Here is a 16705-nt window from a genome sequence, read left to right on the forward strand (position 1 = left end):
ACTTATTCCTTCGTCACGCGCAACAATTCTTCTGGCGTAGTAACACCAGTTTTCAGCCAGCGCTCACCATCTTCACGCATGGTTCTCATGCCATCGGCCTGTGCTGCCTTGCGCACTTCTGCTTCTGCCGCCTCATGATGTATCTGGGCACGAATCGCATCTGTGGTTTGCAATAACTCATAAACACCAACGCGCCCCTGATAACCGGTATGCCCGCAATGCTCGCAACCAACTGCATGCCAGGCGCCGTCTTTTTCAACACGGCAATGCGTACACAATTTGCGCACCAGTCGTTGCGCAACCACACCCAGCAATGAAGAAGACAAGAGGAAGGGTTCTATACCCATATCCAGCAAACGCGTGACTGCCGCAGCAGAATCATTGGTATGCAAGGTTGCCAGCACCAGATGGCCTGTCAAAGATGCCTGCACCGCAATTTGCGCAGTTTCCAGATCACGTATCTCACCTATCATGATGACGTCAGGATCTTGCCGCAAAATTGCCCGCAAGGCTTTGGCAAAAGTCATTTCGATTTTTGCATTGACCTGGGTCTGGCCTACACCTGCCAACTCGTATTCAATAGGATCTTCTACCGTCAGGATATTAGTGGTACCCGCATTTACCCGTGAAAGCGCTGCATACAAAGTTGTGGTCTTGCCGGAACCGGTCGGCCCGGTCACCAGCACGATGCCATGCGGCTGAGCAATCAGCTTATCGAATTGCGTCAACACATCGGCGCTCATGCCCAGGTGACTCAAATCCAGACGCCCAGCCTCTTTATCCAGCAAGCGCAATACAGCACGTTCACCGTGACCGGTTGGCAAAGTAGATACCCGCACATCGACTGGCTTGCCACCTATGCGCAAGGTAATGCGACCATCTTGTGGCAAACGTTTTTCAGCAATATCGAGTTGCGCCATGATCTTGATACGCGAAATCAAAGAAGCATGAATTGCCTTCTTCGGCCGCACGACATCACGCAAGGCACCATCAACACGGAAACGCACAACAGAAATCTGCTCAAACGGCTCGATATGTATATCCGACGCACCGTCGCGCAGAGCCTGAGTCAGCAATGCATTGATCATGCGTATCACGGGCGCATCATCAGCCGATTCAAGTAAGTCTTCGATGGCTGGCATGTCCAGCATGAGCTTGGCCAAGTCCAGGTCAGACTCAACTTCGCCGACGACATCAGCGGCATCGCCACCAGAACCGGCATAGGCTTTGGCAATCGCCTCAGACAATTCTGTATGGGGCAACACGACCAGTTTGACCTTGCCAAACTTGCGCCCGACTTCGGATATCGCTGCAGACGGCGTCATCTTGGAAATCTGGATTTCTACGACGCCATTGATGACAGCATTGTCCCTGACTGCCAGCACAGAGAAATCCCTGGCAAAACCATATGGCAATAAACGATGATCAAGCATGGCTTATTTGCCTTCCTTGCCTGTTGTCGGTGTTTTCTCAGGAGAAATCAGCAAAGGGGTGGTCAGTAATTTTCCTTTTTCTGCAGACGGCCACAAATTCTCTGCAACGCCATCCTTGGAAGGTACGATCTGGGTGCGCATATAGTCATAGCGGTCAACAGAAATATTATTGCTTTGCTCTGCATTGCGTATCACTGTAGGACGTAGGAACACCATCAGATTAGTTTTGGAGCGCTTGCTGGTCTGGTATTTGAACAGATTGCCAATGAGTGGAAGATCACCGAGGCCAGGCACTTTTTCACCACCATCTGTGGTGCTGTCTTCAATCAGACCACCCAGCGCAATGATCTGGCCATCATCGACCAGCACATTGGTGGTGATCGAGCGTTCCTTAGTGATAATGCCTGCCGCATTGGTCGTATCATCCACGCTCGATACTTCCTGATAAATCGCCAGCTTGACTGTGCCGCCTTCAGAGATTTGCGGCTTGATTTTCAACTTCAAACCTACCTGTTTGCGGTCTATGGTCTGGAAAGGATTAACACCGGCGGTGCCACTCGATGCGGTCGTAAATTGACCAGTAATCAGTGGGACATTTTTACCGACGATAATATTGGCTTCTTCATTATCCAGCGTGACGATATTTGGTATCGACAAGACATTGGCATTGCCATCTGTCTGCAACACGCGCGCCAATGCGCCCAGGCCCAATTGACCATTGACTTGCTTGAACAAGCCCAGGGACAAGCCTGAGCCCGGCAACACCGAGCCTAAAGTAGTGGCATTGCCTGCAGCAAGGTTAACGATATTATTTCCCTTGGTAGAGAACGATGTGCCGCCGCCTATACGATAATTACTGGTACTGTCACCTGACAAACCCAGCCATTGCACACCCAGCTCATTGGATTTGTCTGCACTGATCTCAACAATCAGTGCCTCTACATAAACCTGGGCACGGCGGGCATCAAGCTGTTCTATCACCGTGCGCAAATTGCGGTAAACAGGTTCGCTTGCGGTAATGATCAGGGTATTGGTCGATGCGTCAGCCTGTATATATCCAGCTGCACCGCCACCAGAACTGCTGCCTGTGCTGTTATTACTGAACGATGGCATGCTGCTTTGCGCAGTGCCAGTAGTATTTGCTGACACCGGGCTGTTAGTACCATTGGCTGCGCTGCCTGCATTGGAAATCGTGCTGCTTGAACTGCGCGAAGAAGAAGTATCGCCAGTAACGATGGAACGCAAGGTTTGCGCCAGCTTCTCAGCCTCGGCATTTTTTAAATAAACCACATGGACATTGCCAGGTTGCGATGTCGGCTGATCAAGTTTGGCGATCAGGGACTTGATCTGGTTTGCCTTGGCCACAGAAGAAGCACGCACCAGTATGGCATTCGAACGCGGGTCAGCCAACAAGATTGGCTTGGTGGGGTCAGCACCACCACCGCCTGAATCTATGACCTTGGACACCATGGTGGCGATGTCAGAAGCGATTGCATGCTTGATCAGGACCACATCCATATCTGTGGTTGCAGGCACATCCAGGGCAGCAATGATCTTGTTCAGGCGCTTGATGTTGTCTGCGTAATCGGTAATGACCACCGTATTATTGCTGGGGTTGCCATTGATCGTATTATTCGGTGAAATCAACGGACGCAATATCGTGACGATATTGGCAGATGATTCATAGTTCAATTTATAAATCTGGGTGACGACCTGATCGCCTTTGGCGGTCTCGGATCTTTCCGAATTTGTATTATGCGTAGGGCCAGGTTGCAGCTTAGCATCTGACTCTGGCACCACTTTGGAATACCCGTCAGCCGTCACTACTGAAAAACCTTGCAGACGCAAAGTGGAAGTCAGCAATTTATACGCCTGGTCCTTGGTTAGCGGTGTTTCCGACACCAGATTGATCTGTCCCTTGACGCGTGGATCAATGATAAAAGTGACGCCGGTATAGTGACCTATCGCCTTGATGGCCGACTCTATGTCCGCGCCAACCAGGTTGATATCGACCGTATTTTTTGACGGATCTTGTGCCATGGCCATGGGTGCCATCAAGAAACCGGCAGTCAATACTGCTGCACCAGTCAATGCAGACAATTGCTGGATAGGTTGGCGTAGCGAATTTCTAGTCATGGCGACCCTGTGCTTTAATGGAAATGTTTTCATTTGAACTCTAACGCAATTACATCTTTTTCACCGTCATTACGACGCTGCCCAAGCAAATTCAATAAATTTGCCAGCCTTGCTTCTTGCCCTGCTTCTGCCCATGCCTTGCCAGAAAACTGGAAACGACCGTTTGTCATTTTTCCACTTCCTGCCAGCATCATCGGCCCCTTTATCGTCAACAACTGCATATCTGCTTCTGTTCCGCGCAAATCAAAAGCCATCTGGTAACTGCCCAGAGGTTTGATAGGCGACAGGCGTGAAGCCATTTCTGCCAGCTCCAGCTGCATATGCCCAGTCATACTCAGTTGCGCATTCTTGCGCGAAAACAGCAATTCGTTCCAGGACAAATGCAATAATCCTGTAGGCCCTACGGTATTCAAAGGAGCGCCCAACCCCTCCAGCCGTTCTGGTGGCAACAACAACACCGAAGGGCTGACTTGCCATTGGCTGAAGTTGCCGGCAATCTTGACCGGGGCAGACAGGGCCGCAGAATTTTCCAGCTCGGCCTTGATTTGCCCCAACATCAGCAGAGGCGAAATACGCCACTGAAATCGCCCAGGGAACAAGGGCGTCACCGGCCCAACTTTACCTGCTGCCACACCCACAAATGCCGAGCCTTGCCAGAAACTGCCTTGCACATCGCCCAAACTCAACCTGCCCTGGCTTTGCCTTTCAAGCACAAAGCCCAGCCAACTCGCAGGCAAAAACACAACTACAGTCAAAATGACACTGATCAATGCTGCCAGTATCCACGTCAAACGCCGGGTGATTAACATTGCTGTATTCCGGCCTCAGGTAGAACTTCTTTGCTGCCGCAAAGTCAGAGTCGCACTTACCTGACCACTTTCCAGCAGGGACACCAGCTTTGCTTCTTCCACGGTCAGTCTTGAGGCTTTTTGCATTTCAACCAGACATTCCATCAAACTTGCATAAGAAGCGGTTGGAATTTGCAAACGTACCAAGTCATCGCTAACAGCGACAGTTTGCACCTTGATGCCACGCCGCCCCAATACCGCTTCGACCTGCTCACGACTCACAGGCGCAACAAATTCAGACAAATTGGCAGTTAACCCGGCCTGCTGTTTGCTTAACTCGGTAATTTCTGCCAATTGCTGATTCAAGACCGGCAATGCAATACTCAATTGCTTACGTCCGCTCAAGGCAGGAGCAAGAAAAAAACCATAGACTATGGCAACAATAATGAACAAGGCACAAATGATCAGCATTTTGCGCTCGCGCTCTACCCGGGACTGCCAAAAGAAATTGAACTGTTCTCTGATTGCACTGAACATTATTCTTTACCTCCGGTAGAAACACGCAAAGCACCATCTGACGCGGTACTGATTTTCATGGATTGCTCGGCCAGTGCAGAACGCAAGGCATCCATCGGTACTTGCACATTCGGCTTGATTCTGACGAATAGTGATCTGTCTTTATATTCTATGGACGCCACACCGCCTGGCACACCGACTCTGTCCCAGACTTGCGAGAATTGTGCTGCAATCACGGCAAAATCATTGACTGCAAACTGCCCCGCTGCCCGTTTTGATATGTTGATTTTTTGCTGCATCTGCTTCAACGGGTCAGAAATAACGGTTTCTTTTGGATAGGCATTACGGAATACCTGCAACAAGGCACTCTTCTGATCTTTTTCTTCACGCTTCAGATTGAACCATTCAATATTCAGCGCCAGCAAATTGACTACCGCCAAGGCTATTGCCAAACGTAGCGGCCAGCGCCATTTGCTCCAGTCAAAACTGGCCATATGTTCTGCCGCCACACCTGTCATCAAGTCTGGCGTATTGGTATTGATACCCGCTACCCGGTTGATCCAGCTTACCGGCAAGATTTCTATCTTGTCTTCCAAGCCATCTGCCTTCAATGCCAGTTGACAGGCTTCGATTCTAGTCGCCGGAACATAAGCAGCAACTTTAGGACTGTTGCTCAACTGCGCCAACATGGAAAGCGCATCACTCATGCCAGCACTTTCGAGGCTCAGGCCAAGGCCATGCTGAACACCGTCACGCAGGCTCAGCTCCAGCCCCTCATCCTTTTCTTCTATCAAGGCGGAGGCCGTCTGGCTGGTCTCATCGTAGGCAAGCGACAATTGTGCGGGATAGGCAGAAAATTTTCTGGTAGGCCAGTCTTTTACCCGCTTGGCCAAACCTTCAAGCCAGGCTTTATCTGTGACGGCAACAACAACCTCGCCATTGAGCACATCGCCACTGACCAGGACCAGATCAGATGGGTCTGTAATCAACTGATCTTCCAGCAAATTCGGCAATGCCTGTTTCAACTTGGCTGCTGACATCGGTGGTACTTTGGTCTTCAGCAAGCTGGTGTCACTGGCAGCCAGGATAAAAGCCACCTGTTTTGCGCTGATCGCCAGCGCTTTTAATTCGGCAAGGCTGGAATGCCCTTGCTGTTGCAAGCGGCCTTCTGCCGATATCAAGGCAAAAGCCAATGCTTGCGCAGACCAATCTGGCCTGTGTTGTGCCGCCACTCTGGAGGGCAAAGAGATATACAGTGTGCTTGCCATTTTTATTTAATTTTCCCGTACCCAAAGCACCGTTGTTGTCATTGCCGTCGATCCTATATTATCGGCACGCTCTATCAATGCACTGACATCCAGTGCCGAACGATTCATTTTGACCTTGCCATTGACGATGAAGTATTTGGTTGCGACATCCACATCCTTGTCCGTCAGTGTTTTGAGTCTGTCTTCAAAGCGCGACTTGAATTCTGCCACCGTGCGAAAGTACGCACGGTCGCGACTAGCGATCATGGCAGCAGCATCACCCACGCTAAGCCCGTCAATTCTGGCAGCCAGCACTTCAGCAAATGTCGTATTGACATTAATACTGGTCTTGCCAGGCAACACCGTCACAAAGCCTTTTAACCTCTCCATCATTTCCGGCGTAAATCCATTAATTGCCAGCAAATCATCTACTTGAGTAAAGCGCAAGAATTGTACTTCAGGTTGCGAGAAATCGGAGGTGCTTTTTCCAGCCCCTGTTTCAGCAGAAGAAGAACCTGGCGCAGCAATCGCCCGGGTTTGTGTCCTTGCCACCATATCTGCAACAGCTTCTGCGAGTTGCCCGTCAAAACGCAAATTCACCAGCAGGCGACTAAACACGGCAACTTCACGTGCATCCACATTGCCATCTGTTGCCAGATTGTTCAGGTTATACATACCTTGCGCATCAACGACCTGGCCTGACAGCGTGGCATCGCTATCTTCATTTTCAGTCTTGGCATTTTCCACATACTGATCAAGGCGGGTATCTGCCAGCTTGACAGCCCATGGTTCCCCCAGGTGATCAACATTGGCAGACTGCTTGCCGTCTTCACGCAATATCAGTCTTGCCCAATCTATCGCCCCGCGCAAAATCCATTTCTTTTGCAATTGCATGCGCTGGTTTTCTATCGATCTGACTTGTACCTGTTGTTGCCAGAACAGGCTGGCGACAATGGTGATAGCAAGGGTTGTCAGCAACAAGGCAGTAATCACAGCTACACCACGCTGTTGGCGGGTATTTTTTGACCTCATACCGCACCCAGCAAGAATACTTTGGTGACAGGCAGTTCACGGCCTGATAACTGTACGGCAATTTCCAGACCGGTCAATTTACCGACCCTGCTTGGAATGCCTGGCGCTGCGGGTACGGGATTGGCAGCCGCAGCTTCATTACCACCGGCACGCCAGCCATTTTCACCTTCTTTCCAGGTTCGCATTTCAAAGCCTGTCACCTGAGTTTGCAAGCCGATGGACGGCGTGGTTTCTGCTTCAGACAAGGCATCTTGCCAGTCATGCTCGAGCACTGCCAGTTCACGGGTAGGCAGCATTTCGCGCCGGCCAAGAACGCCGCCACGCACACTATAGACAACGACTTGCAAGCGGGTGGGTTGATTCTCTTCAAATACAGTGCGCACCAATGCCAGCCTTGGCCCTTGGGCGCTGAAAACTTCACGGCCCGGCAAATTAGCGGCATCGACGATGTGGGCGCAATCATTCTCCAACTGGGCAAACGCCAGTTGTATGCCGCGTGTCTGCTCCATTTCCTCCGCCAGCACGGTGCGGGCGCGAACAATACTATCGAGGCCACGCCAGCCGAGCACGGCGATAATCGCCAATATGGTAATTGCTACCAAGAGCTCTATGAGGGTAAAACCGGACTGCGGCAAATTGGCTGCGCGGTTTTTCCGGGATGATTTACATTTAAAGTGCATTCGGCACCACCTGCGTCAGCTTGATGATGCGACGCTCAGGGCTGTCTGCTTCATACACAAACACTTCAACTCTTCTGAAAGAGGGATTGGGAGTGGCAATGACATGCTCTTCGCACATCAGGTGCAAGTCGCCCTGCGGGCAGGCAAAGGTACGCTCACCAAAGGCGGGCCATTCATGCGCCAGGCGTATTTGTGCCAGACGATTTTCAGCCGACCAGGTCGCCATCATGGAGGCGCGCAAGCTGCTGCTGTTTTGCGTGAGGCTACCGACTGCACGTAAGCTGGCACCCAGGGCAGTACCGACGATGACCAGTGCCACCAGTACTTCCAGCAAGGTAAATCCAGATTGTGAGCGCAAGCGCGGCATCTTATGCATTTTATTCCACTGAAAAATGGCCTATACCGTCGGCCCGCACGCTGACATGTTTGTCATTGGACTTGATGGTGAGCACAAAGGGCTTATCGACGGGTTCACGGCCAAACAATATCCTGATTACAGAGCTGTCTGCCGCTTGCGGTTGCATGGATAATTCTACTGGCGCAGTTTGAAAAAAACGTTCGCGCAGCATGTCGTCCTTGATGGGAGACCAGATTCTGTCTTCTCTGACCAGAAAGCGATAACCATTCTGATCGACCTCAAAAGCCACAGGCAGATTGCGCACAATGGCTTCATCACGTGCAAGTTGCAAAAGCAGGGAAATGCGTTTGGCGTCATTTTCCAGGCGCTGTTGCTCGCCCGGCATGGCATTGACACTGATGGCACCCAGAATGATGCCGAAAATGACTAATACCACCAATAGCTCCAGCAAGGTAAAGCCCCGCTGCCCATGCTTGATCTTCATGCGTGCTTCTTATAAATCCCAGGAACCTATGTCTGTATCTTCACCACTACCACCGGGCTGGCCATCAGCACCAAGGGAAAATACATCAATATCACCCCTGATACCTGGCGAAAGATATTGATATGGCTTGCCCCATGGGTCATTACGCAGTTTTTCTATATAACCACCTGTCTGCCAGGCGTTTGCTGCCGGGCCAGACGTCGGTTTCTCTATCAGTGCCTGCAAACCCTGTTCAGTAGTCGGGTACCGCTGATTGTGCAACTTATACATCTTCAGTGCACCCATGATGGTGGAAATATCCTGCTTGGCTGCAGTCACCCTGGCTTCATGGGTAAATCCAACCAGTCTAGGTACCATGAATGCGCCCAGAATGGCGATGATGGTCACAACCACCATGATCTCGATCAGGGTAAAACCGCGCTGGGAATTCCTGGCCTTGCCTGCACGTAATGAAACTGAAGGAACTGAAAAATTAAGCATGGCGTAATTCTAAAAAATAAAAACTCTAAAAATAAAAAAATGCGTGGCGTACATACTAGCTGCACGCTGACGCAGTATAAATCCTGAGATTATCCCTGGGGCCACTTTCTGTATCGAATAGTAACAAAAAATGCCTTGAAGACAATATTTAAACACAAAATTGGAAATTAATATGTATGAATTCTGTTGAATTGCACTTCATACTACCACCAGTATGTGTCAACTCAATTTCAGCGGCAGACTGCGCAGACGTTTACCAGTCAGGATAAATACCGCATTGGCAACTGCCGGGGCTATTGGTGGCACGCCTGGCTCACCTATCCCCTGCGGTGGTTCTGCACTTTTGATGATGATGGTTTCGACCTCTGGCGCCTCATTGATGCGCAAGACCTGATAGTCGTTGAAGTTACTCTGCACGACCTTGCCGTCTTTGATCGTGATTTCGCCATACAAGGCAGCACTGAGGCCAAACACCACCGCAGACTCCATCTGCTGGGCAATGATATTGGGATTAACCGCTATACCGCAATCCACTGCACAAGTGACCTTGTGCACCCGGATTTGCCCGTCCTGCACGGAGACCTCAGCTATCTGGGCGACTATACTGCCAAATGAATCATGCAGTGCCAGGCCATGCGCCCTGCCCTCTGCTGGCTTACCAGCCTTTTGCACTACCGCATCCAGCACGGCCAGATGACGTGGATGCTCTTTCAGCAAGCCACGGCGAAATGTCAGGCTATCTTGATTGGCTGCGTGGGCAAGTTCATCGATAAAACTCTCTTTAAAAAAAGCATTGTGTGAATGCCCCACTGAGCGCCAGAAACCCAACGCCACCGGACTGGGCGCAATGACATGCCGGATACGCTGATGCGGGATTTCATACGGCATGTCAAATTCACCTTCTGCCGTGGTTTTATCAGGACCTGCCCCCATCAAACCAAAGGTTCGCACCAATACCTGATGCGTAATTGAACCCGATACGGATTTGTTGTCATAGGCCAGCAAATTCCCGTCCTTATCCAGCCCGGCCCTGAAGCGTGCCAGGGCGGCTGGGCGATACATGTCGTGCGTCGTATCTTCTTCCCGGCTCCAGATCAGCTTGACGGGAGCACCCCTGGTTTCCAAGGCAATACGCGCCGCTTGCGCGACCATATCCACTTCCAGTCTGCGGCCAAAACCACCGCCAAGATAGGCCATGTGCAGAGTGACATCTTCAGATTTAAGCTTGGCGACTTTGGCAGCTACATCTGCAGCAACGCCAGGCACCTGGGTAGAAACCCAGATTTGTAGCTTGCCATCCTTGAGCTGTGCGGTGCAATTGATAGGCTCCATCGCTGCATGCGCCAGAAACGGCGCACGATATTCTGCCTCTATGGTTTTTGCTACGCCCTTGCCAGCCAAGGTTTCTTCGACATCCCCCGCCTTGTGATAGGCAAAACCAGATTCACTATCTAGCTTGCTGGCAAAGTCCTTGAATATGCTTTCTGTAGAGAGTTGCGCATGCTCACCCGCATCCCAAGTGATGGGCAATTTATCCAGTGCCTGCCTGGCTTGCCAATAGGACTGCGCCACCACGGCAACACCCGCCACCGCGCCTTCCATGGAAAAATCAATAACCTGAATGAAGCCCGGCATGGACTTGACAGCCGCAGCATCAAAAGACTTGATACGACCGCCTATGGTCGGGCTTTGTTTGATGGCGGCATAGACCATGCCTTCTGGTCGCGCATCAATACCAAACTGGGCGCTGCCATCACCTTTGGGCGCGGCATCAGTACGCGGCTGCGGCTGGCCTATGATTTTGAAATCTTGCGGACGCTTGAGTTGTATCTCACCAGGCTGGCTATTGACAGCATCGGCAGCCAGCTCAGCATATCTTGCTTGCTTGCCGGATGAATGGCTGACCACGCCATCTTTGGTTGTACATTCTGTCGCAGCCACATTCCATTTTTTTGCTGCAGCGGCAATCAGCATGGCGCGGGCCGTAGCACCCGCTTCACGCATGGGTTGCCAGGCATCTTTGACGCTGGATGAGCCACCCGTCATTTGCAAACCCAGTTCGCGGGCAAACTTGAGCGTCACCCATTGCGCAACGCGCTTTACGCTGCCATGGTCATCGGGATGAAATGGCAAGCCGTCGGCCAGGGCCGCCATGCTGCCGTAAATTTTATCTGCGGGCACATACATGGGCCTGACCATACTCATGGGCACATCCAGCTCTTCAGCTACCAGCATTTGCAGGGCGGTATGTATGCCCTGCCCCATCTCGCTCCTGTGCATGGCAACACTGACTGTGCCATCTTGCGCAATCTTGATCCAGCCGTTCATGGCGACTTCGCCATTTGATACTGTCAAGGGTGTACTGGTGTTCAGTCGCTGGCGCGGTGGCATGACGCCCCAGCCTACCAGCAATGCACCAGTCAATCCCAAGCCACCCAGGATGAAGCGGCGGCGTCCTGATTTTTTAAGCTGCGACATGCGCTGTCTCCGTTATTTTTGTCGCCTTTATATTATTTCTATATATTTGGCGCGCTTATGTATTCCGTCTTGGATAACCTTCTGCCAATATCCTGGTCCAGACGATTTCCTTCTGTTCTGCCGTCATGAACACCCACTCTGCCACCTCAGCCACAGTGCGGCCACAGCCACGACAGACATCATCAAATGTTGTTGAGCAAACGGCAACACAGGGTGTATCCGGGCGCTCTTTGCCTTCCATCTTTATTACTGACATATATGTGTACTCTTGTTTTCGGGAAAATCTTGCCTGAGAACCTGTCTATGATCTTACTGCGCAGACGTGATCGGAGCTCATGTGCTGCTCAAAATGCTCATGTACTTAAGTACATTCCGCTTTTTGCGCTGCTCTTCACCCCGCTGACGTCCGCTCGCTACAGATCAGAAACAGGTTTTAAGGGTTTATGCTCTTATAATAAAACGAGCGTTCGCATTTTCCCCGGCTAATAGTAAATGTTTTTTTGATTACTGCGTTGGTGGTCTTACTCTATTTTGCCCTCTATTTTTCCAGAAAAAGAGGGACTTTGTTGACAGCCTACAGGCTTCAGCGGGAAAATTGGCTGCTTTCTGTCTATCCCTCACGAATATAAAGGTACATCATGAAAGTAGCCGTCGTTCTTTCCGGTTGTGGCGTCTTCGATGGCGCTGAAATTCACGAGAGTGTCCTGACCATGCTGGCTCTCGTCAGAGCCGGTGCAGAACCAGAATTCCTGGCGCCTGATATCCCGCAAGCCCATGTTGTCAATCACCTTACTGGCCTGGTCGCTGGGGGTGAAAGCCGCAATGTATTAGTGGAATCTGCCCGCATTGCCCGCGGCAAAATCAAGGATGTCGCCCTGGCCAATGTCAACGACTATGCCGCCGTATTTTTCCCCGGTGGTTTTGGTGCAGCAAAAAACCTGTCTGATTTTGCCAGCAAAGGGGCGGACTGTCAGATACAGCCTGATGTCTTGCGATTCGCCAAAGCCATCGCCGACGCGGGCAAACCAGCATGCTATATCTGCATAGCCCCTGCCATGCTGCCACTGGTATATGGCAATGGTATTGCGGTCACGATAGGCAACGACGAGGGCACAGCTGCTGCCATCACTGCCATGGGTGGCCAGCACATTAATTGCCCGGTCAAAGAATTTGTCGTCGATAAAGACAGAAAAGTCGTCAGCACTCCCGCCTACATGCTGGCGGAAAATATTGCTGAAGCAGCGACAGGCATAGAAGCTGCCGTCAAAGCGACGCTGGCATTAATCTGAAACACCAAAGCCCCAGGTATCATTTTTAAAACAAGGTCTTCATGACTCAAGATTTTTTTCAATCCCTGATGTTGCTGATATTGGTCACCGACCCGTTTGGAAACGTCCCCATCTTTGTCAGTGCATTATCCCATGTCGCCCCCGAGCGACGCTGGCGTGTAGTCGTGCGCGAATGCGCGATAGCCTTTGGCCTGCTTTTGCTGTTCATGTTCTTTGGCAAACACTTCCTGACCGCGCTGCAATTGACTGAAGTCTCTTTGCGCATAGGTGGTGGTGTAATCCTGTTCCTGATTGCCTTGCGCATGGTTTTCCCGCAGGAAGGCGGTATTTTCGGAGACGTGGAAGATGGCCACGAACCCTTTATCGTGCCATTGGCAATACCCGCGCTGGCTGGCCCGTCTGCGCTGGCGACAGTGCTGCTGTTTTCATCCGACAGCCGTCAGGACATGATGGTGCATCTGGCGGCATTGACTGCCGTTGCCGTGGTGTGGCTGGTGGTGTTATTGAGTGCGGAACGTATGCAAAAGGTTCTCGGGGTACGCGCCATGACTGCATTTGAACGCCTGATGGGCTTGATATTGACAGCCATGTCGGTCGAAATGCTGTTGGCGGGGATCAGGGATTATCTGAAAACCCTGAACTGAGCATACTTGGCTGGCCAGGAATGGAGAGCCTGGCCAGTCAAATCAAGATGCCCAGTAATTAGAAGTGAAATAGCCCAGCAGGAACAGCGCCAGGGCGATCAGGAAATTTTTAAGCATCTGGCGGTTCATGGTTGACCTTTACATTACTTATTTAAATTACTGATTTAAATTACTTTGTCCGCAGCCATTTGCGCGATCTCGGCATCACTATAACCCAGCTCACTCAATACCTCCTGATTATGCTGGCCCAGACGCGGGCCCAGCCATAGCGTCTGACCAGGAGTCTCTGACATCTTCGGTGTAATGGCAGGCAACTTGACTGGAGTGCCATCTTCAAATGCATGCTGCTCGAACATCTGGCGCGCCAGGAATTGTGGGTCGCTCATCATATCCCGTACAGAATAGATTTTACCCACTGGCACATCGGCTGCCTTGAGTATTTGCAAAGCTGTATCTATATCGCGGCCTGAGCACCAGCCTTGAATTGCCGCATCAATTTCCCCCGTGCGCGGGACGCGGCCATCATTGCGTACCAAGCCTGGGTCTTGCGCAAGGTCTTCACGCTCTATGGCTTTCATGAGTCTATGGAAGATTGCGTCGCCATTGCCTGCAATGACGATATTTTCACCTTCCGCCGTGGTGTAAGTATTCGATGGCACTATGCCAGGCAAGGCACCGCCAGTACGTTCACGCACGACACCAGCATGATCAAATTCTGGCACCAGCGATTCCATCAAATTGAAGACTGACTCATACAAAGCCACATCCACCATTTGCCCCTGCCCAGCGACACATGCCTCGCCCTGCTTGCCATTCCAGCGTCCGCCGGTGACATCGCGATGACGCAAAGCTATCATGGCACCAATGACGCCATGCAAGGCGGCGACAGAATCTCCTATCGATATGCCCACGCGCACAGGTGGCCGGTCGGCATGACCAGAGACATAACGCAAACCTCCCATGGATTCACCGATGGCACCAAAGCCGGGCAAGTCTTTCAAAGGCCCGGTCTGGCCATAACCAGACAGGCGCACCATGATGGTGGCGGGATTGATGGCTTTTAAAGCCTCAAATCCCAGCTCCCATTTTTCCAGCACACCGGGGCGATAATTTTCTATGATGATGTCAGCATCCAGCGCCAGGCGTTTGGCAATTTCACGCGCCTGCTCCTGCTTCATATTCAGGGTGATGCTTTTCTTATTGCGTGCCTGCACACTCCACCATAGTGAGGTGCCATCTTTCAGCACACGCCATTGACGCAGAGGGTCACCGCCATCGGGCGATTCTACCTTGATCACTTCAGCACCAAATTCAGCCAGCATGCGTGAACAAAATGGCCCTGCGATCAGCGTACCCAACTCCAGAACCTTGATGCCCGCCAAAGGGCCATGTGCTTTAGCTTGTGACTGCATAAGAATAAATGCGTTAAGAAAAAGTTTTACGGAACGGACTTATACAAAAGTCAGCTTCTTGATTTCCCATGCGATATTGGCGCGTGCCTGTGCATCAAATTGCGCCGCCATGACGGGATGAAAATATAATTGTTCGCGGTCGGCAAAGCGCTTCAGCACTTTCAGACGCCCCGCTCTGTAGGCAGGCGCTTCCAGCCAGCGGAATTCATTGCGGATAGCCCGGCTATATTGTTGATAAACATCCTTGGGTGCGCCGAGGATAGTCAATGCAATATCAAGGAACAAGGGAATATCAGCCGCACGGTTTTTAAAATCAGCCACTTCATGCCTGGCCGTGGCGAGTATGCATTGCTGCACATGCATGATGACGGTGGGATTGATCTCCATGCGCATCATCAACTCCCCTGCCAGCTCTGCACTTTTCAGTTCATTATTATTGGCATGGGTGTCATACACCATGTCATGAAACCAGATCGCCAGGGATACGACAGGAAAATTATGGATATCTGCGCGCCTGTCTTCAGCATGCCTGAGCATGGACTGGATATGCGTGAGATTATGAAAACTGCGTTGAGGTTCGGAGTAATGCTTATCCAGTAAAACCCAAACTTCTTTGGCATGCCGGGGACTACCCGCCAAGCCCTGTATCAGGTCTGACCATTGCAACTGCAATTTGCTTTTTTGTTCGGCGGGGATCAGAAACATGATGGCTTATTATTATCTCAGTTACTGTATTAAGTAGTCCGTCTATCCAGCATGGCGCGGGCAATCGTACCAGCATCCACATATTCAAGCTCGCCACCAACTGGCACACCACGTGCCAGGCGACTGACCCGCAAGCCACGTGCCTTCAGCGTCTCGCTGATGTAATGCGCGGTTGCCTCACCTTCATTGGTGAAATTGGTCGCCAGCACCACTTCTTGCACTTTACCGTCGGTAGCTCTGGAGACCAGTTTTTCCAGATGGATATCTTTCGGACCTATGCCATCAAGTGGCGAGAGTCGCCCCATGAGGACAAAGTACAGACCCTTGTACGTCATGGTCTGTTCTATCATCATCTGGTCAGAAGGTGTTTCCACCACGCACAGCAGACTGGTATCACGCACGGCATCCAGACAGGTTTCGCAAACTTCGCTTTCGCTGAAGGTATTGCAGGATGCGCAATGCTGTATGCGCTCAACCGCGTGAGTCAGCGCCATGCCAAGGATGGCGGCGCCTTCCCTGTCATGTTGCAGCAAGTGATAAGCCATGCGCTGAGCTGACTTTGGCCCTACGCCGGGCAAGCGGCGTAACGCCTCAGACAAGGCTTCCAGACTACCGAGTTTTTTCACACTCAGAATGGCATCTTGAAGCCAGGCGGCAAAGGCATGCCAGCTGTCAGGGCTGACATTTTTTCTTGTGAAGTAGCTTCTGCCTTGCGCACTGCATCATTGAAAGCAGCAGCAACCAGGTCTTCCAGCATGTCCTTGTCGTCACCCAGCAAAGACGGGTCGATGGTAACGCGCTTGACATCGTTCTTGCAGGTCATGACAACCTTGACCAGGCCAGCACCAGCCTGGCCTTCTACTTCTACCAGGCCCAATTGATCCTGGGCTTTTTTCATATTATCCTGCATTGCCTGGGCTTGTTTCATCAAACCGGCCAATTGATTCTTCATCATAAAATTTCTCCGAAAATAAAAATGGAATATTGATTAAATTTGGTCACGCAGACTTGTACTTATTTTGC

General features: G+C 51.3%; 18 protein-coding genes. 2 read left to right on the forward strand and 16 right to left on the reverse strand.

What is annotated here, in order from left to right:
- Window positions 1-2 precede the first annotated feature (2 nt).
- From gspE to ACO0LI_RS22805, 12 genes are all read right to left on the reverse strand, one after another.
- On the reverse strand, window positions 3-1433 hold the full coding sequence (gene gspE / locus ACO0LI_RS22750; protein WP_423035445.1) for a type II secretion system ATPase GspE: 1431 nt from the start codon (window positions 1431-1433) through the stop codon (window positions 3-5).
- A 3-nt stretch (window positions 1434-1436) separates the two neighbouring features.
- Window positions 1437-3569: a type II secretion system secretin GspD gene (gspD, locus tag ACO0LI_RS22755; RefSeq protein ID WP_422951307.1), complete on the reverse strand. Its 2133-nt coding sequence runs from the start codon at window positions 3567-3569 to the stop codon at window positions 1437-1439.
- 29 nt (window positions 3570-3598) lie between these two features.
- Entirely contained in the window at window positions 3599-4378 is a 780-nt protein-coding gene (gspN, locus tag ACO0LI_RS22760) for a type II secretion system protein N (protein WP_422951306.1), read from the reverse strand.
- Between the two features lie 15 nt (window positions 4379-4393).
- Entirely contained in the window at window positions 4394-4894 is a 501-nt protein-coding gene (gene gspM, locus ACO0LI_RS22765; RefSeq protein WP_422951305.1) for a type II secretion system protein GspM, read from the reverse strand.
- Window positions 4894-6141 (reverse strand): type II secretion system protein GspL, encoded by a 1248-nt coding sequence (gene gspL / locus ACO0LI_RS22770; protein ID WP_422951304.1) that lies wholly within the window; start codon window positions 6139-6141, stop codon window positions 4894-4896. Before gspL ends, gspM begins: the two co-directional genes overlap by 1 nt.
- 6 nt (window positions 6142-6147) lie before the next feature.
- Window positions 6148-7152 (reverse strand): type II secretion system minor pseudopilin GspK, encoded by a 1005-nt coding sequence (gene gspK / locus ACO0LI_RS22775; RefSeq protein ID WP_423035447.1) that lies wholly within the window; start codon window positions 7150-7152, stop codon window positions 6148-6150.
- Window positions 7149-7832 (reverse strand): PulJ/GspJ family protein, encoded by a 684-nt coding sequence (locus ACO0LI_RS22780; RefSeq protein ID WP_423035449.1) that lies wholly within the window; start codon window positions 7830-7832, stop codon window positions 7149-7151. Before ACO0LI_RS22780 ends, gspK begins: the two co-directional genes overlap by 4 nt.
- Complete coding sequence (gene gspI / locus ACO0LI_RS22785; RefSeq protein WP_162041053.1) at window positions 7822-8208, reverse strand: type II secretion system minor pseudopilin GspI; 387 nt, start codon at window positions 8206-8208, stop codon at window positions 7822-7824. The genes ACO0LI_RS22780 and gspI overlap by 11 nt, the downstream gene beginning before the upstream one ends.
- 1 nt (window position 8209) lies before the next feature.
- Entirely contained in the window at window positions 8210-8674 is a 465-nt protein-coding gene (gene gspH / locus ACO0LI_RS22790) for a type II secretion system minor pseudopilin GspH (RefSeq protein ID WP_423035451.1), read from the reverse strand.
- Between the two features lie 9 nt (window positions 8675-8683).
- Complete coding sequence (gene gspG, locus ACO0LI_RS22795; RefSeq protein ID WP_422951300.1) at window positions 8684-9154, reverse strand: type II secretion system major pseudopilin GspG; 471 nt, start codon at window positions 9152-9154, stop codon at window positions 8684-8686.
- A gap of 219 nt (window positions 9155-9373) precedes the next feature.
- Complete coding sequence (locus ACO0LI_RS22800; protein ID WP_423035453.1) at window positions 9374-11632, reverse strand: molybdopterin cofactor-binding domain-containing protein; 2259 nt, start codon at window positions 11630-11632, stop codon at window positions 9374-9376.
- 55 nt (window positions 11633-11687) lie between these two features.
- Window positions 11688-11888: a DUF1289 domain-containing protein gene (locus ACO0LI_RS22805; protein WP_162058702.1), complete on the reverse strand. Its 201-nt coding sequence runs from the start codon at window positions 11886-11888 to the stop codon at window positions 11688-11690.
- A 382-nt stretch (window positions 11889-12270) separates the two neighbouring features.
- On the opposite strand from ACO0LI_RS22805, the gene elbB reads away from it, so the two are divergent.
- Both elbB and ACO0LI_RS22815 read left to right on the forward strand, forming a co-directional pair.
- Window positions 12271-12921, forward strand: coding sequence for an isoprenoid biosynthesis glyoxalase ElbB (gene elbB / locus ACO0LI_RS22810; protein WP_422951298.1), 651 nt, complete (start codon window positions 12271-12273; stop codon window positions 12919-12921).
- Window positions 12922-12962: 41 nt separating this feature from the next.
- Window positions 12963-13565, forward strand: a complete 603-nt coding sequence (locus ACO0LI_RS22815) for a MarC family protein (RefSeq protein WP_422951297.1) — start codon at window positions 12963-12965, stop codon at window positions 13563-13565.
- A gap of 164 nt (window positions 13566-13729) precedes the next feature.
- On the opposite strand, the gene ACO0LI_RS22820 is transcribed toward ACO0LI_RS22815, so the two are convergent.
- From ACO0LI_RS22820 to ACO0LI_RS22835, 4 genes are read right to left on the reverse strand one after another with little or no spacing between them, the layout of a single operon-like run.
- Window positions 13730-14977, reverse strand: coding sequence for a CaiB/BaiF CoA transferase family protein (locus ACO0LI_RS22820; RefSeq protein ID WP_423035455.1), 1248 nt, complete (start codon window positions 14975-14977; stop codon window positions 13730-13732).
- A gap of 39 nt (window positions 14978-15016) precedes the next feature.
- Window positions 15017-15682 carry a hypothetical protein gene (locus ACO0LI_RS22825; protein ID WP_423035457.1) on the reverse strand — a complete coding sequence of 222 codons (666 nt, stop codon included), beginning with the start codon at window positions 15680-15682 and terminating at the stop codon, window positions 15017-15019.
- Window positions 15683-15711: 29 nt separating this feature from the next.
- Complete coding sequence (gene recR / locus ACO0LI_RS22830; protein WP_162058699.1) at window positions 15712-16308, reverse strand: recombination mediator RecR; 597 nt, start codon at window positions 16306-16308, stop codon at window positions 15712-15714.
- A 2-nt stretch (window positions 16309-16310) separates the two neighbouring features.
- Complete coding sequence (locus ACO0LI_RS22835) at window positions 16311-16637, reverse strand: YbaB/EbfC family nucleoid-associated protein (RefSeq protein ID WP_110253135.1); 327 nt, start codon at window positions 16635-16637, stop codon at window positions 16311-16313.
- Window positions 16638-16705 lie beyond the last annotated feature (68 nt).

The organism is Undibacterium sp. Tian12W, assembly GCF_049339405.1.
Taxonomy (GTDB): domain Bacteria; phylum Pseudomonadota; class Gammaproteobacteria; order Burkholderiales; family Burkholderiaceae_D; genus Undibacterium.